General features: G+C 34.2%; 17 protein-coding genes and 1 tRNA gene. 5 read left to right on the top strand and 13 right to left on the bottom strand.

The window, feature by feature from the left end:
- Nucleotides 1-77: 77 nt before the first annotated feature.
- The 9 genes from ruvB to Q1W72_RS10470 form a co-directional block, all read right to left on the bottom strand.
- Nucleotides 78-1100, bottom strand: a complete 1023-nt coding sequence (gene ruvB / locus Q1W72_RS10510) for a Holliday junction branch migration DNA helicase RuvB (protein ID WP_099714294.1) — start codon at nt 1098-1100, stop codon at nt 78-80.
- Between the two features lie 155 nt (nt 1101-1255).
- Complete coding sequence (locus Q1W72_RS10505; protein ID WP_099714293.1) at nt 1256-3052, bottom strand: cbb3-type cytochrome c oxidase subunit I; 1797 nt, start codon at nt 3050-3052, stop codon at nt 1256-1258.
- Between the two features lie 29 nt (nt 3053-3081).
- Nucleotides 3082-4236 carry a cytochrome c oxidase subunit II gene (locus Q1W72_RS10500; protein ID WP_099714292.1) on the bottom strand — a complete coding sequence of 385 codons (1155 nt, stop codon included), beginning with the start codon at nt 4234-4236 and terminating at the stop codon, nt 3082-3084.
- Between the two features lie 19 nt (nt 4237-4255).
- Nucleotides 4256-5728 carry a quinol:cytochrome C oxidoreductase gene (locus Q1W72_RS10495; RefSeq protein WP_302135139.1) on the bottom strand — a complete coding sequence of 491 codons (1473 nt, stop codon included), beginning with the start codon at nt 5726-5728 and terminating at the stop codon, nt 4256-4258.
- A 27-nt stretch (nt 5729-5755) separates the two neighbouring features.
- On the bottom strand, nt 5756-6301 hold the full coding sequence (locus Q1W72_RS10490) for a cytochrome c (RefSeq protein ID WP_099714290.1): 546 nt from the start codon (nt 6299-6301) through the stop codon (nt 5756-5758).
- 8 nt (nt 6302-6309) lie between these two features.
- Nucleotides 6310-6834 carry a DUF3341 domain-containing protein gene (locus tag Q1W72_RS10485; protein WP_099714289.1) on the bottom strand — a complete coding sequence of 175 codons (525 nt, stop codon included), beginning with the start codon at nt 6832-6834 and terminating at the stop codon, nt 6310-6312.
- Nucleotides 6827-8230, bottom strand: a complete 1404-nt coding sequence (gene nrfD, locus Q1W72_RS10480; protein WP_099714288.1) for an NrfD/PsrC family molybdoenzyme membrane anchor subunit — start codon at nt 8228-8230, stop codon at nt 6827-6829. Before nrfD ends, Q1W72_RS10485 begins: the two co-directional genes overlap by 8 nt.
- Before the next feature lie 38 nt (nt 8231-8268).
- Complete coding sequence (locus tag Q1W72_RS10475) at nt 8269-11325, bottom strand: TAT-variant-translocated molybdopterin oxidoreductase (protein WP_302135137.1); 3057 nt, start codon at nt 11323-11325, stop codon at nt 8269-8271.
- Nucleotides 11326-11354: 29 nt separating this feature from the next.
- Nucleotides 11355-12686: a c-type cytochrome gene (locus tag Q1W72_RS10470; RefSeq protein WP_099714286.1), complete on the bottom strand. Its 1332-nt coding sequence runs from the start codon at nt 12684-12686 to the stop codon at nt 11355-11357.
- Between the two features lie 215 nt (nt 12687-12901).
- Between Q1W72_RS10470 and Q1W72_RS10465 the strand changes: the two genes are divergently transcribed.
- The 3 genes from Q1W72_RS10465 (at nt 12902) to Q1W72_RS10455 (ending at nt 15489) form a co-directional block, all read left to right on the top strand.
- Nucleotides 12902-13291, top strand: a complete 390-nt coding sequence (locus tag Q1W72_RS10465) for an SPOR domain-containing protein (RefSeq protein WP_099714285.1) — start codon at nt 12902-12904, stop codon at nt 13289-13291.
- Between the two features lie 600 nt (nt 13292-13891).
- Nucleotides 13892-14623: a hypothetical protein gene (locus Q1W72_RS10460; RefSeq protein WP_099714284.1), complete on the top strand. Its 732-nt coding sequence runs from the start codon at nt 13892-13894 to the stop codon at nt 14621-14623.
- Nucleotides 14624-14805: 182 nt separating this feature from the next.
- Nucleotides 14806-15489, top strand: a complete 684-nt coding sequence (locus Q1W72_RS10455) for a hypothetical protein (protein WP_099714283.1) — start codon at nt 14806-14808, stop codon at nt 15487-15489.
- A 196-nt stretch (nt 15490-15685) separates the two neighbouring features.
- Here Q1W72_RS10455 and infB read toward each other — a convergent pair whose 3' ends face one another.
- From infB to rimP, 3 genes are all read right to left on the bottom strand, one after another.
- Nucleotides 15686-18583, bottom strand: coding sequence for a translation initiation factor IF-2 (infB, locus tag Q1W72_RS10450; protein WP_099714282.1), 2898 nt, complete (start codon nt 18581-18583; stop codon nt 15686-15688).
- Between the two features lie 112 nt (nt 18584-18695).
- Nucleotides 18696-19949: a transcription termination factor NusA gene (nusA, locus tag Q1W72_RS10445; RefSeq protein WP_099714281.1), complete on the bottom strand. Its 1254-nt coding sequence runs from the start codon at nt 19947-19949 to the stop codon at nt 18696-18698.
- Between the two features lie 13 nt (nt 19950-19962).
- Nucleotides 19963-20427, bottom strand: coding sequence for a ribosome assembly cofactor RimP (gene rimP / locus Q1W72_RS10440; protein ID WP_099714280.1), 465 nt, complete (start codon nt 20425-20427; stop codon nt 19963-19965).
- Between the two features lie 176 nt (nt 20428-20603).
- Between rimP and Q1W72_RS10435 the strand changes: the two genes are divergently transcribed.
- Nucleotides 20604-21428, top strand: coding sequence for a universal stress protein (locus Q1W72_RS10435; protein WP_099714279.1), 825 nt, complete (start codon nt 20604-20606; stop codon nt 21426-21428).
- Between the two features lie 84 nt (nt 21429-21512).
- On the opposite strand, the gene Q1W72_RS10430 is transcribed toward Q1W72_RS10435, so the two are convergent.
- Nucleotides 21513-21583 (bottom strand) — tRNA-Gln (locus Q1W72_RS10430).
- Between the two features lie 238 nt (nt 21584-21821).
- On the opposite strand from Q1W72_RS10430, the gene Q1W72_RS10425 reads away from it, so the two are divergent.
- On the top strand, nt 21822-25103 hold the full coding sequence (locus Q1W72_RS10425; RefSeq protein WP_099714278.1) for a DUF2723 domain-containing protein: 3282 nt from the start codon (nt 21822-21824) through the stop codon (nt 25101-25103).
- Nucleotides 25104-25117: the final 14 nt, after the last annotated feature.

The raw sequence follows: 25117 nt of genomic DNA, 5'->3' as shown, positions 1-25117 counted from the left end.
AGAAAAACAAGGCTTTTTTAGCCGTAGTTTTTGTTAATCGGGAATATAGCGGATAGCAGGAAATAGCTCCTAAAAAATTAGAATAAACCTCCTTGAATGTTTGTATTTAATTTCCCTAAATGCTTGTAGGCTTTGTCCGTAACTTCCCTACCCCGCGGTGTTCGCATGATAAATCCTTCCTGAATCAGAAACGGCTCATAGACTTCCTCGATTGTTTCGCTGCTTTCGGATACGGCTGTCGCCAAAGTAGTTAAACCAACCGGTCCACCTTTGAATTTATCGATAATTGTGGTTAAAATTTTATTGTCCATTTCATCTAAGCCATGCGCATCAACATTAAGCGCTTTTAAGGCGTAACGTGCAATTTCTATATCAATTGTACCATTTCCTTTTATCTGTGCAAAATCACGCACTCGGCGCAACAGTGCGTTAGCAATACGAGGTGTTCCCCTGCTTCTACCTGCAATTTCAATGGCAGCCTCCATTGATATAGGCATTTTAAATATCGTAGCACTTCTTTCCACAATTGTGGTTAATAGCTCAGTTGTATAATATTGTAAACGGGAAGATATTCCAAAACGAGCTCTCATAGGAGCCGTCAATAAACCGGAACGCGTGGTGGCTCCAATCAATGTGAATGGGTTTAAATTGATTTGGACAGTTCTTGCATTTGGCCCTGATTCAATCATGATGTCAATTTTGAAATCCTCCATAGCAGAGTACAAATATTCTTCCACTATAGGGCTCAAACGATGAATTTCATCAATAAACAAAACATCTCTTTCTTCAAGATTAGTCAATAAACCAGCTAAATCCCCTGGCTTGTCTAAAACCGGACCAGATGTAATTTTGATTCCTACTTGAAGTTCATTAGCTAGAATATTAGCTAAAGTAGTTTTTCCTAAACCCGGTGGGCCATGAAACAGCGTGTGATCAAGCGCTTCATTTCGTTGGTTTGCAGCTTGCACAAAAACTTTTAGATTTTCTAATATTTGGTCTTGTCCTGCAAAATCATCAAAAGAAAGCGGTCTTAATTTTTTTTCAAGATCAAGTTCTTCGGAATTGTAACTGTTTGATGTTGGGTCTAAATTTTCATTCATGTAACAAAGATAGCAAAGCAATTTTGAATTATAAATTTTAAATTTTAAATGCTAAAAATTAAAAAGGTATCTGAACAAAAAGTACGACAAGAGAAACAAGAATAATAAACGCCACAAAAAAAGCCTCTACTTTCGCAGAGGCTTTTCTTTATATTTTAGTGATGTAAAACTTCTTCACCTTCTTTCATTGGAACGTTTTGAGGTACAAAATCCACATCGTGTGCTGGATTACTGTAGTCATAAGGCCAACGATATACGTGAGGGATTTCACCTGGCCAGTTACCGTGCATGTGTTCAACTGGTGCTGTCCATTCTAATGTATTCGATTTCCAAGGATTCATTACAGATTTTTTACCGTAGAAGATACTAACGAAAAAGTTATATAAGAAAACCAATTGAAAAACTCCACCAATTAATGCAAATGTTGTGATTAAAACGTTTACGTTTTGTAAATCATCAAATAATGGGAAGTTTGTGTTTGTATAGTAACGTCTTGGTAAACCAGCTAATCCGATAAAGTGCATTGGGAAGAAAACTCCATAAGCACAGATTGCAGTTACCCAAAAGTGTACATATCCAAGGTTCTTGTTTAACATTCTTCCGAACATTCTTGGGAACCAGTGGTAAATACCAGCAAACATTCCGTAAAGAGCAGAAATACCCATTACTAAGTGAAAGTGAGCTACAACAAAGTACGTATCATGAACATTAATATCAAGCGTACTGTCTCCAAGAATAATTCCCGTCAAACCACCTGTAATAAATGTAGAAACTAAACCAATTGAAAACAACATAGCCGGATTCAACTGTAAGTTACCTTTCCAAAGTGTTGTGATGTAATTAAACGCTTTTACTGCAGATGGAATCGCAATCAATAATGTCGTAAACGTAAATACAGATCCTAAAAATGGATTCATACCTGAGATAAACATGTGGTGTCCCCAAACAATTGTTGATAAGAAAGCAATTGCCAAAATTGACATAATCATCGCTCTGTAACCAAAAATTGGTTTACGTGAATTTGTTGCAATAACTTCCGAAGTAATACCCAAAGCAGGTAATAAAACGATATAAACTTCAGGGTGTCCTAAGAACCAAAATAAGTGCTCGAACAATACTGGTGAACCACCTTGATAATGCAATACTTCTCCAGCAATATAAATATCAGATAAGAAGAATGAAGTTCCAAAACTTCTATCGAAAATCAACAATAAAGCTGCAGATAAAAGAACAGGGAAAGAAACGATACCAATAATTGCTGTTACAAAGAAAGCCCAAATTGTAAGAGGCAATCTAGTCATAGTCATACCTTTAGTTCTTAAATTAATTACTGTTACAACGTAATTCAAAGAACCCATCAATGAAGATGCAATAAAGATAGCCATGGAAACCAACCATAAAGTCATCCCTAAACCTGAACCTGGGATAGCTTGTGGCAATGCGCTCAAAGGAGGATAAATTGTCCATCCTGAAGATGCTGGTCCTGCTTCAACAAAAAGTGAGCTAACCATGATTATACTAGACAAGAAGAACAACCAGTATGATATCATATTCATAAAACCTGAAGCCATATCTCGTGCACCAATCTGAAGCGGTATCAATAAGTTACTAAAAGTACCACTTAAAGCGGCGGTTAATACAAAGAATACCATAATAGTTCCGTGTATAGTAACCAATGCCAAATAAATATCATTTGTCATTACTCCGTTTGGAGCAAATTTATCACCAAGTAAAATATTGAAAATTTTAAATGATTCTTCTGGCCATGCTAATTGCATTCTAAATAGCATAGACATACCTACTCCAATAATTCCCATGATGATACCCGTAATTAGGTATTGTTTGGCAATCATTTTATGGTCAATACTAAAAATATATTTAGTAATAAAAGTGTCTTTATGGTGATGTTCGTGTTCGTGATCTATTGCGTGATCGTGACCTTCTGCTGACATATATGTTTACTTTAAATTTTTCTTATTAATTATTTCATGGTTACGGCAACCGCTGCAGTATCTTTTGCTTTTGTAGAATCTGTACCAGCTGCTCCATCAGTAGCAGCAGGTTCAGCCATTGCAGCTTTTACTTCACTTACAATTGTAGCTTTATCTTTCAACCATGCTTTATAGTCTTCCGGTGTGTCTACAATAATTTTCATTTGCATGTTATAATGTGATGCTCCACAAATTTTATTACAAAGCAATAAGTAATCAAATGTGTAAGGATCTAAAGCAGTTTCACCTTTAGCAACTAACTCTATACTTTTCTTAGATCTTAAAGCATTTATATTAGCTACTTTTTCTACCATAAATGGCAATTCTCTATACTCTGCAGTAGTGTATATTGGCTCAAAAGCAAATTGTGTAACCATACCAGGGACACAGTTCATTTGTGCTCTAAAGTGAGGCATATATGCTGAGTGCAAAACATCTTGAGAACGCATTTTGAAAAGAATTTTTTTACCTTTAGGGATATGCAATTCTGTTACAACAATATCATCTTGTGCATATGGATCAGCTAAATCAACACCTACAGCATTTGCTCCTTCAATAAATCTAACATTCGCTTTCCCTAATACATTATCTTGACCTGAATATCTAGCTTTCCAGTTGAACTGTTGAGCATACAATTCAATAACTATAGTATCCTCATCTTCATCAACAAACATAATATTTGTCCAAGCAAAAAGACCATAAAGAATCAATCCTGCTAAAACTACAGCTGGAATAACACTCCAAATAGCTTCTAACTTATTATTATCCGCAAAATAAAGTGCTTTTTGATCTTTTTTTCCTCTGTATTTGAAAGCAAAATAATGCAACAATACTTGAGTTATAGCCTGAACTATAAAAATAAGAACCCATGTAATATTCATTAAATTATCTACTTCACCACCATGTGCAGAAGCTGGCGTATGAAGAACAAGAGGTCCCCATTTAAACAATCCGTAAATTGAAAAAATATAAATGAAAGCCAAGAAACCAAACATCAAATAACCTTGAACGTTATTATCGTTATCTGTAGCTATTTCTGAACTATCTGAATTAGATCCAACTTGCGTCAGGTCGAATATTTTAGTCAATTGCCATAAAGCAACAGCTAATAAAACTAAAACTATGATTACCAACAAACTTGTCATCTGTTTTTTTCTTTAAATATTAATAATGAAAATGTTTACTTTCTTCTATGAAAGGATTTCTTTTTGCTAACAAAGGAGCTTTAGTTAACGCTGTGAAAACAACATAAATAAATAATCCTAAGAAGAAAAGAACGGATGCTATTTCAGGTATACCAATAAACCATCTGTCTCCTACAGTTCCCGGCATAATCATATTAAAGAAATCAATATAATGACCTGCTAGTATTACAATTCCTGCCATAACTAGTACCCAAGTAATTCTCTTGAAATCTGTATTAATTAATATTAATAAAGGGAATAAAAAATTCATTACTACAGCACCAAAGAATGGAAGATTATACAATTCAATTCTAGTGATAAAATATGTTACCTCTTCAGGAATATTTGCATACCATATCAACATGAATTGTGAGAACCATAAATATGTCCAGAATACACTTAATCCAAACATGAATTTTGCTAAATCGTGTATATGACTTGTATTTACATGCTCTAAATATCCTCTAGATTTTAGGTATAAAGTAACTAAAGCAATTGTAGTAATTCCACTAACAAAGAAACTAGCAAATACATACCATCCAAATAATGTACTGAACCAATGCGGGTCAATAGACATTATCCAATCCCAAGACATTATAGATTCTGATACTATAAAGAAAACTAAAAACATTGCTGATATGTTGAAGTTTTTCTTGTAAAATGAGTTGTCATTTGATTCATCTTGAGCCAAACAGTTTTTTCTTGAAAAATATTGGTATAAACTCCAACCTGTCAAAAATATAGCCGCTCTAATGATCCAAAAAGGAAAGTTTAAATAACCTGTTTTATTAGCTATTAGTTTATCATGAGCAACAACTTCAGGATCTAACCATATAAAAATGTGATTAAAGTGTAATCCACATAATATTAGAATAACAAAAAAGATAACAGAACCAACTGGTAAATAAGATGTTATACCCTGCATAACTCTAAATAATACTGGAGACCATCCAGCCTGAGCTACTTGTTGAATTGCATAAAAAACTAAAACCCCAAGAGAAACAAGCATAAAGAAAATACAAGCAACATATAAAGCAGACCAAGGTTTGTTTTGTAGTTGGTGTAACACATGATTCAAATGCTCAGTATGTTCTGCTTCTTCACTAACATCGTGACCTTCTTTTTTAACAGCTGCTTCAGCGTGAACTGGTTCAGCATGTGCTTCTTCAGCAACTTTAGTTGTATCACCTGTTGGAGCAACAGCTTCGTGAGATTCCTCGATTTTTTTCTCTTCGGTAGCTTCACTATGGGTAGCAGCAGCTTCATGGGAAGGTTCAGCAGCAGCCCCTTCATGTTTAGCTTCACCATGACCACCATGACTTTCGGCCGCAAGAAGCTTTTCAACTTCTTGAATATCTTTAGGTGCAGTTAAAAAACCATATCCAATTCCTAAAAGACCTACAGCCATTAAGATGAAAGAAAAAGTTTTTAATTTACTTGAAAATGTATACATATCTATTACGATCAGTTTGTTCAACAATTATAATTCGCTTTTTAGTTTTAGAACATAGTCAGTAACTAACCAACGTTCATGGGCACTCAATTGGTTAGCATGCGAACCCATTGAATTTAAACCATAAGTTATAACATGAAAAATACTTCCTTCAGTGATAACTCTATCTTTATAACTAGGAACACCCAGAAATTTTTCTCTTTCTACAAGCTTTCCTTTTCCGTTACCAGAAGCACCATGGCAACTGATACAATATATTTCAAAAAGCTCTTTTCCTTTATCAGAGTCTCTGCTTAAAGAATCCAACGGAGATTTAAGATTTGCTTTTGCTAACTCATATCCTGCAGTAGAATTTTCATATTCAAAAGGTTCAAACCCTCTGTTAATAGTTCCTGCAGCTGGAAGTTGACCTTCTTTACCGTCTTTAAATGCATTTGATTCAGAATAAGTTTCATACCCTACTGATTCATACATATTTGGAAAATACTGATAGTTTGGTTCCGCATTATTATGGCAAGATGAAACTAAAATAGTTATGCCAAATAAAAGTGTTATTTTATATACGCTTTTCATATCTATAATTAATGCTTTTCTATTACTTTAACTTCTACAGCTCCCGTGCTTTGGAAAAAAGAAACTAATTCTTCTTCATTGTCATTTACAGCAACTTCCATTAAAAAATGGTCATCTGTAGTTCTTACATCCGGATTTTCTGCTTCTTTGAAAGGCCATAATTTACTTCTCATGTAAAAAGTAATAACCATTAAGTGAGCAGCAAAAAATACAGTAAGTTCAAACATGATTGGAACAAAAGCCGGCATGTTTTCAATATAACTAAAACTTGGTTTTCCACCAATATCTTGTGGCCAATCCTGAATCATGATATAATTCATCATAGCTGTTGCTACCGAGATTCCAACACATCCATAAAGAAAAGCACAAATAGCTAATCTTGTAGGTGCAATTCCCATAGCTTTATCCAAACCGTGAACCGGGAATGGAGTAAAAACTTCTTCAATATGATGATGAGCTGCTCTGGTTTTTTTAACCGCATCCATCAATATATCATCGTCATTATAAATGGCGTATATTACTTTATTACTCATGGTGTGAATCTTTATTTGCTTCTCTTTCTCTTTTGTAATTATCTCCAGTTCCTTTCAAAATTGTTTTTACCTCTGCTTGTGCAATTACAGGGAATGTTCTTGAATACAATAAGAACAATACAAAGAAGAAACCTATCGTTCCAATGAAAATTCCAATATCAACAAATGTAGGTGAAAACATTGTCCAAGAAGATGGTAAATAATCTCTGTGTAACGAAGTTACGATAATTACAAATCTCTCAAACCACATTCCAATATTTACAACTATCGAAATTATAAACGAGAACATGATACTTGTTCTTAATTTTTTGAACCACATAAATTGTGGAGAAAAAACATTACAAGTCATCATTGACCAATATGCCCACCAGTAAGGTCCGGTAGCTCTATTCAAGAAAGCATATTGCTCATATTCTACACCAGAATACCATGCAACAAATAGTTCCGTTATATAGGCAACCCCAACAATAGAACCTGTAATCATGATAACGATATTCATCAACTCAATGTGTTGAATCGTAATGTAAGCTTCTAAATTAGATACTTTTCTCATAATGATAAGCAAAGTATTTACCATTGCAAATCCTGAGAAAACCGCTCCAGCAACAAAGTACGGAGGGAAAATTGTAGTATGCCATCCAGGTATAACGGATGTAGCAAAGTCCATCGATACAATAGTATGCACTGAAAGTACAAGTGGAGTAGCTAATCCTGCAAGTACCAAAGATACTTCTTCAAAACGTTGCCAGTCTTTTGCTCTACCGCTCCATCCAAAACTTAATATAGAATACACTCTTTTATTAAAAGGAGTAATAGCTCTATCACGTAACATAGCAAAATCAGGTAATAAACCAGTCCACCAGAATACTAATGAAACCGAAAGATACGTTGAAATTGCAAATACGTCCCAAAGTAATGGCGAGTTAAAGTTTACCCAAAGAGAACCAAATTGATTCGGAATTGGTAAAACCCAATACGCTAACCATGGACGCCCCATGTGAATGATTGGAAATAAACCTGCTTGAATTACAGAGAAAATTGTCATTGCTTCTGCAGAACGGTTAATCGCCATTCTCCAACGTTGACGGAAAAGTAATAATACCGCCGAAATAAGTGTTCCTGCGTGACCAATACCAACCCACCAAACAAAGTTCGTGATATCCCAAGCCCATCCTACAGTTTTATTTAATCCCCATGTTCCAATACCTGTAGATACGGTGTAAATTATACAGCCAAGTCCCCAAAGGAAGGCTATTAATGCGATTGAAAATACAATCCACCAATGTTTGTTTGCTTTACCTTCAACAGGCGCAGCTACATCTACAGTTACATCGTGATAAGATTTATCACCTATAACTAAGGGTTTTCTAATGGTTGCTTCGTAGTGAGACGACATAATCCTTTATATTGATTCTTAATTAATTATTTTTTGTACTAGGTATTTCTAACTTTAACGTGGTAAATCACATTTGGTTTTGTTCCAACATGCTCCAATAAATGATACATTCTTTCGTCAGCAGCTAACTTAGTCACTTCCGCTTCTTTATCATTTACATCACCAAAAATCATTGCTCCAGTAGAACAAGCATTTGAACATGCAGTTTGGAATTCACCATCAACGATTGCTCTTCCTTCTCTTTTTGCTTTCAAAATTGTTGCTTGTGTCATTTGAATACACATTGAACATTTCTCCATAACTCCACGAGAACGAACATTAACGTCTGGATTCAATACCATACGTCCTAAATCGTCATTCATATGATAATCGAATTCACTGTTTTTGTTGTACAAGAACCAGTTAAAACGACGCACTTTATACGGACAGTTGTTAGCGCAATAACGCGTTCCAACACATCTGTTATAAGCCATATGGTTTTGACCTTGACGAGAGTGTGAAGTTGCAGCAACTGGACAAACCGTTTCACAAGGTGCATGATTACAATGTTGACACATTACAGGTTGAAAAGATACTTGTGGGTTATCACCCGCTTTTTCCATTTCATTAAATGTAGACAATGAACTTGATAAACCTGCAATATTTTCTTTTCTTTCGTTATCGCCTTCAAAAGTACTTTCAGAAGAATAATATCTGTCAATACGCAACCAATGCATATCACGACTTCTTCTAACTTCTGATTTTCCAACAACAGGAACGTTGTTTTCAGCATGACAAGCAATCACACAAGCACCACAACCGGTACAAGCATTCAAGTCAATAGAAAGATTAAAATGGTGACCTGTTGAACGATCAAATGAATCCCATAAATCTACTTTAGTTGCTTCAACTTCTTTGTGATCCAATGAAACCATTGGTTGTTCATTCCAAACGTGAGCATCTTTTGTATTGAAAATTTCTAAAGAAGTTTCTTTAATGATATCTCCTCTTCCCATTAATGTTTTCTGACCTTGAACACAAGCAAACTCATGTTCTCCTCCAGCTTTCGCCAATGTTACAGACTGTACATTATTAAAACCTTTATATAAAGAGTAGGCATTTAAACCCACCATCATTTCTTCTTTCAAAGCCGCTTTACGACCGTAACCTAATGCTAAACCGATAGTTCCAACAGCTTGTCCTGGTTGAACGATTACCGGTACATTTTCTAATTTAGCTCCATCAGCAGTAGTAATAGTAGCATAACTTCCGTTTAAACCACCATTCGCAACGATTTCATTAGAAAGTTCATATTTCTTAGCATCAGCATTCGAAACAGTAACATAATTATCCCAAGAAACTCTTGTAATTGGATCCGGAAACTCTTGCAGCCAAGGGTTATTAGCTTGCTGTCCATCTCCCATACCTGTTTTGGTATACAAAACAAGCTCTAGTCCTTGTGAAGCTTTTGATTTTGCTAAAGCATTTGCAGCTGCGCTATAATCAGCAGAACCAGCAGACGCAGTTGGAACAACTCCAACATAAACACCATCATGTAACACTTTGTTCCAAGTAGAACCAGTTATTATAGTTGATGCATTAGCTTTAATATAATCGTAGAATGTACCTGTCAATCCATTTAAAGACAACAAGACATCTTGAAATTGATTAGTAACAAAAAGAGGACGAATAGCAGGCTGAGTAATTCCGTAAGTACCTTTTGTGATACTTACATCATTCCATGACTCTAAATAATGAGGAACAGCCGCTGCAATAGTACTTACTAAAGCAGTTTCATCTTCTTTTAAAGAAAACGCAACTGATGTTTTTACTTTTTTAAGTCCTTCAACGAAAGAAGCACTATCTGCTAAAGTATAAACCGGATTAACACCACTCATTACCAAAGTATGAACGCTTCCCGCTTTCATATCACTGATTAATTGAGCAACTTTTGCATCAGATCCTTTTCTGATTTGTCTTACTCCAGAAGTACTGAAAGCTTCACTTGCCAACACTTGGTTGATAGCTAAAACTAACAATTGAGCATTTTTATCTTGAATACCAGATACCAAAACTCCTTTTGAACCAGCAGCTTTCAATTGTTGAGCTGCTTTTGTAACTTCTGCTTTAAATTTATCTTCTAAACTTACAGCAACAGCAGAACCCGTTACAATATTATATATATGAACTAATGCTTGTTTTTGATTAGCAGTAGACATTGGTAAACGCTTATCAGCAGCAGCACCAGACAAAGTCATGTTTGCTTCTAATTGGAAATGACGAGACATCTTTCCTGCTTTAGGAATTCTACCTTTAGCATAACCTGAATCAAATCCTCCACCTTGCCAATCTCCAAGGAAATCAGCTCCTACAGAAACTATTAGCGAAGCTTTAGAAAAATCATAATCAACCAAAGCTCTTTCTCCATATACCGTTTCGAAAGCATCTAATGCTTCAGATTCAGATACAGCATCATAAACAACATGTTTAGCATTTGGATTTTTACCGATAAACTCAGCAATCAACTTTTCAGTTGACGGACTAGCCAATGTGTTTGTTAAAAGCACTACTTGACCACCTTTTGCAGCAGCATCAGCTATACTTGATTTAATTTTAGAATCAACAGCAGACCAAGTTGAATTTTTACCTTCAATTTTTGGCTCTTTCAAACGCATACTATCATATAAAGACAGAATAGACGCATGAACTCTTGCATTAGCACTAAACTTAGCTCCAGCAATAGTATTATTATCTATTTTAATAGGACGCCCTTCACGAGTTTTTACCAAAAGATTAGCAAAATCAAATCCATCAAAAACAGAAGTTGCATAATAATCAGCTACTCCAGGAATGATTTGTTCCGGCTGAAGTACATAAGGTATTGACTTGTTCACAGGACCTTCGCAAGCTGCAAGCGTAGCCGCTGCAGTACTAAAACCAACGTACTTTAAAAAATCACGACGTGATGTTGATGAAGATGACAAAGCGTCATTATTTCCTAAAAACTCGTCAGTAGGAATTTCTTCAACAAATTCGTTATTTCTAAGCGCCTCAACAATAGAACTATTTTTGTCTAGTTCTTCAACACTTTTCCAGTATTTTTTGTTTGATGACATATATAAATATTAAAATCTTAATAATTTGATTAATAGTGGCATTTACCACATTCTAAACCTCCCATTTGCGCCGCAGTCAATTTGTCTACACCGTATTTTTTAGAAAGTTCTTCATGAATTTTAGTATAATACTCATTGCCTTCCATTTTAACATCAGTTTTTCTGTGGCAATCAATACACCAACCCATTGTTAATGGAGCAAATTGTTTTTGAATTTCATACTCTTGAACCGGACCGTGACACGTTTGACATTCAATTCCGGCAACAGTTACGTGCTGAGAGTGATTAAAATAAACGAAATCAGGTAAATTATGAATACGAACCCATTTTACAGGCTGCGTTTTTCCAGTATAACTTTGAGTTGTTTTATCCCAACCTACCGCAGTATATAATTTTTGGATTTGCTCATCATAAAATGCTTTGCTGTACTCTGGAGTAGCAGTAGTTTCAGCAACTTCAGCAATGTTCTTATGACAGTTCATACAAACATTCAAAGATGGAATTCCTGCATTTTTACTAACTCTGGCTGCAGAGTGACAATACTTACAATTGATTTCATTATCACCAGCATGTATTTTATGCGAATAATGAATTGGTTGAATCGGAGCGTAATCCTGATCAACACCAACTTGCATTAAAAATCCATACACGAAATATCCACTCGCCAAAAGCAAGAATATTGATGTAACTAAAACCAAAAATTGATTTTTAGCAAATGCTTTCCAAATAGGAGTTGTTGGAGCTTTCGGAGCAACTTCAATACCGTTTGCTTTTGCTACTTTAGATAAAACTCTGTTTACCAAAAATAACATTACAACCAAAATAACCATAACAAGCGCCAAAGCACCTAATATAATATTGTTTGAAATACCACTATCTGCAGCTGGCTTACCAGGAACTTCAACTCCAGGAGCTGGAGCAGCAGCTTCAGCTTTAGGCTCTGAAGTATAAGCAATGATATTATCAATATCCGCATCTGATAATTGAGGAAAAGCAGACATTACAGCCTTATTGTTCTCTTCAAAAACTTTAACTGCCTGAGCATCGCCAGATTTAATTAAGTCTGAACTATTACGAACCCACTTATGAAGCCATGATGCATCATATTTAGCAGACACACCTCTAAGAGCAGGACCTGTAGCTTTAGCATCAAGTTTGTGACATGCCGCACAGTTTGCATTAAAAAGCTCTTTACCCTTTACCGGGTCTGCACTTTGCGAAGTAGCTGAAGCATCTAGAGCTGCAGCATCAGCCGCAGGTGTAGCTTCTTGAGCAAATGAAGTAAAGGAAATAGATAGCATCAAAGCTATGCTAAAAAATAATTTCCTTGAGATCGAATTATGGTTACCCACCTTTTTCATATAGTATAATGATTATCTACTAAAAATTGGCACAGTTTTTTCTAATTGAATTATAGAAACTGATCCTTTATTTAAAAACTTGGACAAAAATACGACTTAAGAACTATTCTCAAAACCTTAAAATAGTCTTAATTTCAATTTATATTAATTCTAAATAACATTTAGTATTTGCTATCAGTCATTAAATATTACTTTTGCACAAAAACAATCACATTATGAGAATTTTAGCCCTTAGAAAAGCATTTTTTATCTCTCTTACCTTATTTATTTCCTATAGTAATGCATATGCCCAAGACGGAAACATCAGGGTAAATCAAGACTCTAAATTTGAACAATTATTAAATGAAAAGAGAAAAACAAATGTTTCAAACACTGTAAATGACTATTATAAAATTCAAATTTTCAGTGGAGACAGCGAAAAAGCAAAAAAAACGTTAAATGATTTTAAGCAAGAATTCAGAGACATTGATGGAACTATTATTTTCTTTACGCCAAATTACAAAGTTTGGGTTGGGAATTTCAAAACACGAATTGAAGCAGAACGAAATCTCATCGAAATTAAAAAAAGCTACAGCAATGTACATTTAATAAAGCCTAATAAATAAAATTTATCTTTCTCCTAAATTCAATCTACCAAAAGAAATCTACAATAAGAAGCAAACAAAAAAGCAACCCATACAGGGTTGCTTTTTTGTTAAATAGTTGCCACAAGAAACACATTACAAAAGAACAAATCTTAGAAAGAAAATTACCAAAACACTTTAATAAAGAAAAAAACTCTTTTTACCACCGCCAACACTATCCGACTTGCGTTTTCAAGTAGAAAGCATTGAGGCAACAAACTGACTACCTCAATACTCAAACGCTACGTAGAATAAAAGAAACAAAAACTACTAACAATCCGAAATAATAATTCTAAAAAGCTAGGTAGACTTTATTTTGTTTGACCTACCATTACAATAGTTAGAGGATATTTGTTTGCACATTTATAATTTGGTCTTTAATATAGTTTTAAGATTATTCCAATAAATATTTCTTAAATTTAGTATGTTATTTTTTTTATAAAAAATTGATATTTAATTACTTATGAATATTTTAATTTCATTAAATTATAAATATTTATAAGTAAATCCCTAAAACCACATTATTGACAACCTGAATAATAGAAAAAAAGAAGTCTAATCACACATCTAAATCTTATTGCTATGAAAACGATTAATTTATATGGTCTTTTACTTTTTAGTGCAACACTACTTATAAATAGTGGCTGTACAGAAGATGACAACATCTACAATGTTACCCCCATAAATACACTTCCGACAACACAAAACATCAAATTAAATGTGTCTGCGGGAGATGACATACAAGTAATATTATCATCTGACTCTAAATTTTTAATTTTAAGCGGCTATTATATTGCCAGAGGAATACAAGGTGAAATTATCAATTTAAATAATGCAAAAATTCAATGGAAAAAAAAATCAGGTCCTTCTAGTTATAAATTAGAAAATCCTAATTCAATTAAAACAAAAGTAAGCAATCTCGAGAAAGGAATTTATGAATTTGAATTAACTGTTACTAATACTAATGGATTAACCGGTAAAGACACTGTAAGAGTTATTGTGGGTGAAATATCAGAAAACTCGAAGGAAATAATTTTTAAAGATAGAAAATGGATTTTCCCTTGGTATAGCACTATTGAAATAAAAGATTTCAATCTACTAATTCCTCAAAATAGTTTTAAAGTATATATTCAAAGGGAGAATAACTCGCAATGGGAAGAAGTAGCATCTATTTTAGAAAATGCAGGAATTAAGTATGAATATTTTGTAGAGACTAGGCCAGATGGTGGTGGCATGTATACTTATGGTAGTTTATATATTTTTTATTATGGAACGGATACCAACGATACGCCATCTGTAAAAATTGTGTACTGAAATAGATTTATAAGGTGAAGTACAAAATCAATATTCATCTTTTAAAAATGCACAAATTTACTATCATAAACATAAATAATATTCTCGCTAAATGAAAAAAATCCAATAATCAAAACCCAAAAATTAGCTACCTACTTAATAGAAAAAAAAGAACTGCATTCACACATTTAAATCTTAATATTATGAAACGGATTAATTTATACGGGCTTTTGATTTCCATTACAACATTACTTATTATTAGTGGATGTACCGAAGAAACTCTCTCTAATACTCCCTCTCCTGTAATTACAAAACCATCAAACTTATCGCCACTGAGCTATGCAGGCGGAGATATTCAAGTATTACTGCCCACAGATTTTTGCTGGCTATCCGGAGTTTACAATGCGCCCGAAAGCATTACAATTGAAAACGTACTTTGGAAAAAAATATCTGGACCTTCTTCCTACATTTTAGAAAATCCAAATGTACTCAGAACCAAGTTAAGCAAACTTGAAAAAGGGATTTATGAATTTGAATTAACAATCACGGACAACAAAGGATTAACAGGAAAAGACATAGTTAGAGTAACTGTTGGTGAAATGTCCGGAAACAATGATGAGATCATATTAAAAGATATGGCTTGGGTTTGCCCAATGGGATGTCATCTAGAAATTAAAAATATCTATAGCCGTTTACCAGCTGGCAACGTTTTTCGAATTTACATAAAAAGAGATAATTCAGCCAATTGGGAAGAGGTAATTCATGAATCATCTCAATTACCACAAGATGTGCAATACACTTATACACTTTATAATGGTAGTTTGTTCATTTTTACCTATAGCTCTTTAGAGGAAGTAGATACACCGAATATAAAAATTGTGTACTGAAATAGGTTTTTAAAGTGCCTTGTAAAGATAAATAATCACCCACAAACTAATCGGAAACATAGTTATACATATCATAAAAAAATTATAATTAAGCAAAAATATACTCCTATAGACCAATTTTAATTTACTTATTTTTCGATTTAAAAATAAAAAAATCCCGAATGAATCGGGATTTTAATTATAATATATTGAAATTTTATTTCAATTTCTTTTTAACAGCAACTTCATGGTACGATTCAATAACATCTCTTTCTTCGATGTCGTTGTATCCTTTTACTTGAATACCACAATCGTAACCTTTGGCTACTTCTTTCACATCGTCTTTGAAACGTTTCAGTGCTAAAAGCTCTCCTGTAAAGACAACTACACCTTCTCTAATAATTCTCATTTTAGCGCTTCGGACAATTTTACCATCCATAACCATACATCCTGCAATTGAACCCACTTTCGAGATTTTGAATATCTCTCTAATTTCAGCTGTACCCAGAATTTCTTCTTTCATCTCTGGAGCTAGCATTCCTTCCATTGCATCTTTCAAGTCATCGATAGCAGCGTAAATAATAGAGTAGTAACGGATATCGATTTCCTCTTTGTCAGCTAATTGTCTTGCATTTCCAGCAGGACGAACATTAAATCCAATAATAATTGCATCTGAAGCAGAAGCCAACATTACGTCAGTTTCAGTAATTGCTCCAACACCTTTATGGATAATATTAATTTGAATTTCTTCAGTAGATAATTTAGAGAACGAATCAGACAATGCTTCAACAGAACCATCAACATCTCCTTTAAGGATAATGTTCAATTCTTTAAATTGACCCAATGCAATTCTACGTCCAATTTCATCTAATGTAATATGACGTTGTGTACGTACGGATTGCTCACGCATTAATTGAGAACGTTTAGATGCAATTTGTTTTGCCTCTTTTTCGTCTTCAAAAATATTGAACTTATCACCCGCAGTTGCTGCTCCATCAAGACCTAGAACTGAAACCGGAGTCGAAGGACCCGCTACAGTAACTATATTCCCTCTTTCATCATGCATGGCTTTAATTTTACCATGATGCTTACCAGCTAACATATAATCTCCAATTTTCAAAGTTCCGTTTTGAACTAATATCGTAGAAACATATCCTTTTCCTTTGTCAAGGAAAGCCTCAACAACAGTTCCAGAAGCCGCTTTATTTGGATTTGCTTTCAAATCTAAAAGTTCTGCTTCTAACAATACTTTTTCTAATAATTCTTTTACACCTGTTCCTACTTTCGCAGAAATATCATGTGATTGAATTTTTCCACCCCAGTCTTCAACAAGTAAATTCATACCTGCTAATCTTTCTTTTACTTTTTCAGGATTAGCATTTGGCTTATCAATTTTATTGATAGCAAATATGATAGGAACTCCAGCTGCCTGAGCATGGCTAATTGCCTCTTTAGTTTGCGGCATGATGTCATCATCAGCTGCAATCACAATAATAGCAATATCTGTAACTTGAGCACCACGCGCACGCATCGCAGTAAACGCTTCGTGACCCGGTGTATCTAAGAATGCAATTTTTTGTCCGTTATCCAAAGTTACTCCGTAGGCACCAATATGCTGTGTAATTCCTCCAGACTCCCCTGCGATTACATTTTCTTTACGAATGTAATCCAGTAACGATGTCTTACCGTGATCGACGTGACCCATTACGGTTACAATTGGCGCTCTGAAAACTAAATCTTCTTCTCTGTCTTCAACAACTTGAATTGCTTCTTCGATGTCTACAGTGATAAATTCAACTTCATAACCAAATTCGTCAGCAACGATAGTCAACGTTTCTGCGTCAAGACGTTGGTTCATGGTAACCATGATTCCAAGTGACATACACGTACCAATAACTTTAGTAATTGGCACATCCATCATGATGGCAATTTCACCTACAGTAACAAACTCAGTAACCTTAATAGTTTTACTTCCTTCGTCAATAGCTCTTTGCTCATCATCAGATTTCTGACGGTGCGTATCTCTTTTATCTCTTCTATATTTAGCCGCTTTAGATTTACCACCTTTACCTTGCAGTTTCTCTAAAGTCTCTCTAATTTGATTTTTAACCTCTTCCTCAGTAGGCTCCACTTTTGCAACAATGGCAGGTCTGTTTCCTTTTACAAAACCAGGTCTTGCACTTCTGTTTGCATTGAATCCACCACCACCTGTATTAGGTGTAATCTTGTTAGGATTTGGCGCACCAGGAACTCCCGGTGTTGCAGGCGGTCTAGGAGCACCCGGTTTAGGAGCAATCCTTTTACGCTTGTTTTTATTTGCATTGGCTGCAGCCGAACCTGGAGCACCCGGTTTATTCGGAGTGATTTTCGGTTCTTCTTTTTTCTTTTTCGGTTTGTTGAATTGAGATAAATCAATTATCTGACCCGTTAAAGTAGTTCCCGATAGTTTTTGATATTGCGTAGTGATGGTTTCATCAACAGGAGCTTCATCAACTTTAACTGTCTCGGTTTTTGCAACCACTTTTGGTTCAGCAGGAACTTCTTTAGGAGTTTCTGTTTTAACCTCTTTTATCCCAACAATAGGTTTTACCTCTTTTTTGTCTGAAACAGGTTTCTCAGTTGACGGCTTTTCAGTTGACGGTTTCTCAGGTGAAACTTCTTTTGAGACAGCTTTTACTTCAGGTGCATTAGCTACTGGAGCTTCTGCTTTTTCAACAGCTTTTTCAGGCGCAACGATTGATGGTTTTTTTGGATTAAGATCAATCTTACCCACTTGAACCGGACCAGATATAATTGCTCTCGCTTTTATAACCTCTTGTTGTTTTACTCGCTCTTCCTCAATTTTACGTTTGTCTTCGATTTCTTTCTCTCGTTCTAAACGCAAAGCTTCTTTTTCTTTTCTTTTCTCTTCCCCTACTTCTTTAGAAGCCTCCTTATTCCCTTTGTCACCTGCAAACTGACCGCACAAGACATTGTATACATCATCAGAAATTTTTGCGTTTGGATTTGCTTCAATAGCAATCCCCTTATCTTTTAGATAATCCACAGCTCTTTCTAAAGAAATATTCAATTCCCTTAAAACTTTGTTTATTCTAATAATTCTCTCTTCAGACATAAAACCTTTTTATTATTACCTTTTTTGTTATTCCTCACTTTACTCCCAACCCGATACCTACCGAGCAAGAATTAATTGTAAAGTGGCATGTTTATCGTTGAAGACACATTGACTAACTGTCAAATTCTTCTTTCAATATTCTCATTACATCTAGAATCGTTTCCTCTTCCAGGTCTGTTCTTCTTACTAAATCTTCTACTTCTTGTTTTAAGATACTTTTTGCTGTATCCAAACCAATTTTTGCAAATTCTTCAATAACCCAGTCTTCAATTTCATCTGAAAACTCAGTCAATTCAACATCATCCTCATCAGCTGTAGCACCTGCAATATCACCTTCACGAATAACGTCTAGCTCATAACCAGTCAATAAACCCGCTAATTTAATGTTGTGTCCACCACGACCAATTGCTTTTGAAACTTCTTCAAGCTTCAAGAAAACTTCTGCTCTTTTTGTTTCTTCATTTATCTTAATAGAAGATACTTTTGCTGGACTTAATGCTCTCGTGATATACAACTGAATGTTACTTGTATAATTGATAACATCTATATTTTCGTTTCCTAATTCACGAACAATTCCGTGAATACGAGATCCTTTCATACCCACACAAGCCCCTACTGGATCAATTCTGTCATCATAAGAATCTACAGCTACTTTTGCTTTTTCACCAGGAATTCTTACTACTTTCTTAACCATGATTAAACCGTCAAATACTTCAGGAATTTCTTGTTCAAATAATTTTTCCAAAAACTTCTCAGAAGTTCTAGACATAATAATTTGAGGTTTATTTCCTTTTAATTCAACGCTTTCTATTATTCCTCTAACATTATCTCCCTTACGGAAAAAGTCAGAAGGTATTTGTTTTTCTTTTGGCAAAATAATCTCATTCCCTTCATCATCAACCAAAATTACGACTCTTGGACGCACATGGTGTACTTCAGCAGTATAGATATCACCTATTAAATCTTTAAATTGCTTGTAAAGATTAGTGTTATCATGTTCATGAATTTTAGAAATTAAATTCTGACGCAAAGCTAAAATTGCTCTTCTACCTAAATCAATTAATTTCACTTCTTCGGAAACTTCTTCACCAATTTCGAAATCAGGCTCAATTTTTCTAGCTTCAGTCAACGTAATTTCAAGATGATCAAAATCCAAGTCTTCATCAGCAACGATTACTCTTCTCTGCCATATCTCCATATCTCCTTTATCAGGATTTATAATGATATCAAAATTATCATCTGAACCGTATTTTTTCTTCAATGCATTTCTAAATACATCTTCCAAAATTGCCATAAGCGTTACACGATCAATAAGTTTATCGTCTTTAAACTCTGAGAATGAATCGATTAATGCTAAATTTTCCATGCGAATTCTTTAATTAAAATGTTACTGTAACAATTGCTTCTTTTATATCTACGTAAGGCAATTTAAGCTCTTTTTGAACTGTTTCTTTCCCTTTTCCTATTTTTTTAGGCTCTCTTGCTTTCCAAGACAAAATTACAAAATCATCATTAGCATCAACTAATTCTGCCTCAATAATTTCAGCCGAAGTCTTCACAATCAATGTTCGACCTATATTTTTCTTGTATTGTCTTATTAATTTCAATGGAGACCCAACTCCTACTGAAGCTACTTCTAAAGAGTAATCCTGTTCCTCTCTATCCAAATTACTATCTATGAATTTACTCACATCGATACAATCTTGAAGTGCCACTCCATTATCTCCGTCCAAAGTCACTATAACCTTGAAAGCATCCGTAATGATAAGGTCTATCAAAAAGATTGATGGCTTTTCTAACAAGCCTTCCGTCAACAACGTATTTACTTTTTCTTTAAATGTCATATTTTTATAAAAAGAGGGGACATTTAGTCCCCTCATTATCTAGATTTTAATAAATAACGGTGCAAATATAGTGTTTTTTTTTATAAACTAAAATAATCGATTGCTGTAAAATAATTTCTTATCTTTATAGGAGCATTAAAATAACAGTTTTTATCATAATTTAACACTTTATAGTTATGAAACGAATTTTAGTCCCTACCGATTTTTCTGAATATGCTGAAAACGCTTTAAAAGTAGCTGCCATAATTGCAAAAAAAAATAATTGTGAAATCTTTTTGTTACATTTATTAGAATTACCTAACCAAATGAACGACGCAATAACCGGCGGAAGCAGCATTCCTGAAGTAATGTTATTTATAAAAAAAGCAAACGAAACACTCCAAAAAATCAAGGAACAGCCCTACTTGAATGGAATTTCAGTAAATGCGTCTGTACAATTCGAAAGAGCTTTTAGCGGCATTTTATCTTTTAATAAAAAAAATGAAATTGATTTAATAGTGATGGGCTCGCACGGAACTTCCGGCATCGAAGAAGTACTCATTGGGTCCAACACCGAAAAAGTGGTTCGACTCTCAGAAATACCGGTACTGGTTATAAAAAAGGATATTCGAGACTTTAAATTCAACAACTTTGTATTTGCTTCTGATTTTTCAAAAGAGACTAAAAAACCTTTCAAAAAAATGATAGAATTTGCCAAAATATTTAATGCAAATTTATACTTAGTCACGATTTGCACACCCAATAGTTTTAAAACTACCAAAATGTCTGAGGAAATAATGAAAAATTTTATCGCCTCATTTGAAATCGAAAATTACTCCACTCACATTTACAATGACGTTAACATAGAAAACGGAATCATTAATTTTACCAATAGCATTGATGCCGATCTGATAGGCCTTTGCACACATGGAAGAACTGGATTTGCTCATTTTTTTAATGGAAGCATCAGTGAAGACTTGGTAAACCACACTGTCAAACCAGTGATAACTTTCAAGATTTAATCAATCCAGACGAAAATTAAACTCCAAAAACAATCTGTTCAATTCATTGCATAAAAAAACCCCTCAAGAATGAGGGGTTTTACGTTGGTCTACAAGGACTCGAACCTTGAAAGACTGCACCAAAAACAGTTGTGTTACCATTACACCATAGACCAGCATTGCTGCTAAGCGAGTGCAAATTTAAAATAAATTTTAGTTTGTACAAATTTATTTTGCCTTTTTATGAAAAAAAATTTGCTAAAAATTCAAAACAACTTGAAAAAATTACAAAAAACCTTTACACTCAATGTGTTATTGAAATGTAATACTTTTCCAGAAAATATTGTTAATGCTATCAAGGTTAAACAAAAAAACATTTTCTTTGTAACTCAAAATTAAATTAAATTTTAGTACATGGATAAAGCAGCATTCAATTTCAATAAATGGAATACAATTATTGGTTGGTTTACATTTGGAATAGCATTATTAACATACACTTTAACTGTTGAACCCACCATGAGTTTTTGGGATTGTGGCGAATACATTGCTACAGCAGCAAAACTTGAAGTAGGCCACCCTCCCGGAGCGCCATTATACCAAATGATTGGTGCGTTTTTCGCCATGTTTGCTTCAGATAACACAAAAATTGCCTTAATGGTAAACATGATGTCTGTATTTTCCAGTGCTTTTACTATTTTATTCTTATTTTGGTCTTCATCGATAATCTTGAAAAAATTAGTTTCTAGATTTTCAGACCCGAATAAAAACAATGACATTGTTATTCTTGGAAGTTCATTTGTAGGAGCCTTGGCCTATACTTTTTCAGATAGTTTTTGGTTCAATGCTGTAGAAGCCGAAGTATATGCTATGGCATCTTTATTCATTGCCTTATTATTTTGGTTGGGTTTACGCTGGGAACAAGACATGGACAAGCCTAGAGGAAATAAATGGCTGCTGATAATCTCTCTTGTTGTCGGGCTTTCTTTTGGAGTTCATTTCATGGCATTACTAACAATTCCCGCAATAGGTTTCCTTTATTTTTTCAAAAACTATAAAGTAGTTACCCTCAAAAATTTCATCATAGCAAATATTGTCGTTATCGCTATTTTATTATTTATTTTTAAATTACTTCTTCCTCTGACTATGGGATTCTTTGGTAAAACTGAAGTTTTCATGGTTAACAGCTTAGGATTACCTTTTAACTCAGGAACTATATTTGTAGCTTTAATCTTAATTGCTTTCTTTTACTTTGGACTAAAATATACCAAACAAAAAGGTTTCGCATTCTACAATACTATAATCCTTTGTATATTATTTATTTTAATTGGTTTCTCTACATGGATGATGTTACCCATCAGAGCAAATGCCAATACCGTAATCAACGAAAATAAGCCTTCGGATGCTGCCGAAGTTCTTGCCTACTACAATAGAGAACAATATGGTGTAAATCCTTTGTTTTACGGCCCTCAATACACAGAAGCGTTTGCTGGTTTAGACAAGGACAATCCTTATCTGGATAAAGCGCCCAATTACGAAAGAGATTATAAGACCGGAAAATATATTATTACAAATAATTTCAAAAATGCCGAGCAAAATTCAGACAACAATCAAAAAACTATTTTGCCAAGAATGTGGAGCGGTGAGCACATCGAAAACTACATGAATTTTACAAATCCGCCTCAATTCAGATTAAATCCTGATTATCCATATGAGGATGATTTAGCCAAATACGGTATCGATCCAAGTCAGTTGAGTGAAGAAGATTACAACAAAGCGATTGCTCAACTAAAAAACGAAACCGAAAAAATTGTTACCGAATTCAGACAAGCTTACGCTCAAAAACAAATTGACAACGAAGGTTATGTAACGTTCTTGAAAAGCTATGGTGATTATTTAATTGTAGAAAAACCTACAACTGCTGACAATTTAGGATTCATGGTTGAATACCAATTTGGTTATATGTATTGGAGATACTTGATGTGGAATTTTGTTGGAAGACAAAACGACATTCAAGGAAAATACGACTATCTGGATGGGAACTGGCTTAGTGGTATCTCATTTATAGATGAATTACACTTAGGAAGCCAAGACAATCTTCCTTCGGATGTATTGAACAATAAAGGTCGAAATGTGTATTTCTTTCTGCCGTTTATACTTGGCCTAATCGGTTTAATGTATCATGCCAATAAAGATTTAAAAAGTTTCTATGTATTACTCGCCTTATTCCTTTTTACCGGAATAGCACTAAAAATCTACTTGAACGAAAGGCCTTTCGAACCTAGAGAAAGAGATTATGCCTTAGTAGGTTCCTTTTATGTATTTGCCATTTGGATAGGCTTTGGTGTTTATGCATTATACGAAAGTGCCCAGAAATATTTAACCCCAAAACTGGCTGGTCCAATTATTATTGCAGCAAGTTTATTGGCAGCTCCAGTTCTTATGGCTTCTCAAAACTGGGATGATCACGATCGTTCTGGTAAATATACAGCTGTTGCAATGGCAAAAGCATATTTGGAATCATGCGACCCAGACGCCATTTTATTCACAATTGGTGATAATGATACGTTCCCTCTTTGGTACGCCCAAGAGATTGAAAAAGTGAGAACGGATATCAAAATTGTAAACACAAGCCTTTTCATGACTGATTGGTATATCGATCAGATGAAAACTAAAACATACGAATCAGATGCTCTTCCTATTTCATTTACACACGATGAATATGTAGGGGATAAACTGGATTATGTAGCTCACATTCCAAAAATTGAAAGCCGTTGGGACATAAAAGACTTTATCAATTTTATCAAAAATCCAAAATCAACTGTAGACATGCAAAACGGACAAACAATCCATTTTTATCCTACAAATAAGATTCGAATTCCTGTTGACAAAAATATAATCATAAAAAACAAAGTGGTTAATCCTAAGCACAATGATTCTATTGTTCCTTACATTGACTTGGATATAAAAGGAAATGCATTGTACAAAAACAGATTGATGATGCTTGATATTGTTGCTAATAACAATTGGAAAAGACCAATCTATTTTAGCGGTGGCGCATTTGACAACGAAGATTATATCTGGATGAAAGAGTATCTTCAATTAGAAGGAATGGTATACAAACTTGTTCCAATAAAAACCGCTTTGTCAAAAGATGCAAGTCCACTTGATATGGGGCAAATTGATTCTGATAAAATGTATGCTAAAGTTATGAAATGGGATTGGGGCAATGGCGAAAGTCCAAAAATTTACCATGATCCTGAAACTCGCAGAAATAGTATAACGTACAGAACCAACCTTTCCAGATTAATGAATCAATTAATTGTTGAAGGACAAAAAGATAAAGCAAAAAATATTATCGATTTGGCGATGACAAAAATGCCATTGGAATATTTTGACTATTACTCTTTAGTAGAACCTTTTGCTGGCGGATATTACAAAATTGATGAGAAATTAAAAGCACAACAATTGCTAAGCAAATTGATCTTAAAATACAGAGAAAACCTTAATTATTATGGCAATCTAAAATCTTCTGAGCAAACTAGTATTGCCATTCCTATCATCACAGATATTGAGCGATACAGAAGCCTTTTAAGCGTAATGAAAGAAAATGGTGATTTAGATTTCTACAACAAAAATAAAATTGTATTCAATACTTATATTAAAATGTTTGACCGCTTTGGACGCGAAAAAGAATAATTTTAAATAGAAAA

The sequence above is a fragment of the Flavobacterium sp. ZE23DGlu08 genome (assembly GCF_030505335.1).
Taxonomy (GTDB): Bacteria; Bacteroidota; Bacteroidia; order Flavobacteriales; family Flavobacteriaceae; genus Flavobacterium; species Flavobacterium algoritolerans.
The sequence above is the reverse complement of the archived record's forward strand: the minus strand, read 5'-3'. Positions and strand labels throughout refer to the sequence as shown.

Bases quoted from the DNA above. Each gene is read 5' to 3' on its own strand.
- ruvB (WP_099714294.1), bottom strand. From the start codon at position 1,100: ATGAATGAAAATTTAGACCCAACATCAAACAGTTACAATTCCGAAGAA.
- Q1W72_RS10505 (WP_099714293.1), bottom strand. From the start codon at position 3,052: ATGTCAGCAGAAGGTCACGATCACGCAATAGATCACGAACACGAACAT.
- Q1W72_RS10500 (WP_099714292.1), bottom strand. From the start codon at position 4,236: ATGACAAGTTTGTTGGTAATCATAGTTTTAGTTTTATTAGCTGTTGCT.
- Q1W72_RS10495 (WP_302135139.1), bottom strand. From the start codon at position 5,728: ATGTATACATTTTCAAGTAAATTAAAAACTTTTTCTTTCATCTTAATG.
- Q1W72_RS10490 (WP_099714290.1), bottom strand. From the start codon at position 6,301: ATGAAAAGCGTATATAAAATAACACTTTTATTTGGCATAACTATTTTA.
- Q1W72_RS10485 (WP_099714289.1), bottom strand. From the start codon at position 6,834: ATGAGTAATAAAGTAATATACGCCATTTATAATGACGATGATATATTG.
- nrfD (WP_099714288.1), bottom strand. From the start codon at position 8,230: ATGTCGTCTCACTACGAAGCAACCATTAGAAAACCCTTAGTTATAGGT.
- Q1W72_RS10475 (WP_302135137.1), bottom strand. From the start codon at position 11,325: ATGTCATCAAACAAAAAATACTGGAAAAGTGTTGAAGAACTAGACAAA.
- Q1W72_RS10470 (WP_099714286.1), bottom strand. From the start codon at position 12,686: ATGAAAAAGGTGGGTAACCATAATTCGATCTCAAGGAAATTATTTTTT.
- Q1W72_RS10465 (WP_099714285.1), top strand. From the start codon at position 12,902: ATGAGAATTTTAGCCCTTAGAAAAGCATTTTTTATCTCTCTTACCTTA.
- Q1W72_RS10460 (WP_099714284.1), top strand. From the start codon at position 13,892: ATGAAAACGATTAATTTATATGGTCTTTTACTTTTTAGTGCAACACTA.
- Q1W72_RS10455 (WP_099714283.1), top strand. From the start codon at position 14,806: ATGAAACGGATTAATTTATACGGGCTTTTGATTTCCATTACAACATTA.
- infB (WP_099714282.1), bottom strand. From the start codon at position 18,583: ATGTCTGAAGAGAGAATTATTAGAATAAACAAAGTTTTAAGGGAATTG.
- nusA (WP_099714281.1), bottom strand. From the start codon at position 19,949: ATGGAAAATTTAGCATTAATCGATTCATTCTCAGAGTTTAAAGACGAT.
- rimP (WP_099714280.1), bottom strand. From the start codon at position 20,427: ATGACATTTAAAGAAAAAGTAAATACGTTGTTGACGGAAGGCTTGTTA.
- Q1W72_RS10435 (WP_099714279.1), top strand. From the start codon at position 20,604: ATGAAACGAATTTTAGTCCCTACCGATTTTTCTGAATATGCTGAAAAC.
- Q1W72_RS10425 (WP_099714278.1), top strand. From the start codon at position 21,822: ATGGATAAAGCAGCATTCAATTTCAATAAATGGAATACAATTATTGGT.